Here is a 206-nt window from a genome sequence, read left to right as displayed (position 1 = left end):
TCGCTAGAGGCTTTTCTTGGCAGTGTGGAATCAGGAACTTCGGTACTATATTTCCCTCGCTGTCACAGCTCAGCCTTTGCGAGAAGCGGATTTTCCTGCTTCTCAGCCTAACTGCTTAGACGCACATAACCAGCAGTGCGCTTACCCTATCCTCCTGCGTCCCCCCATCACTCAAACGATAAAGAGGTGGTACAGGAATATCAACC

At 50.5% G+C, this 206-nt stretch carries 1 rRNA gene; it reads right to left on the bottom strand.

Features of this window, described 5'->3' with window-relative positions:
* A 23S ribosomal RNA gene (locus tag M3226_RS33050) occupies nt 1-206 on the bottom strand; the annotation flags it as partial.

This window comes from Neobacillus cucumis (assembly GCF_023715505.1).
Note: the sequence above shows the minus strand (reverse complement) of the source record. Positions and strands in the feature narration are given on the sequence as shown.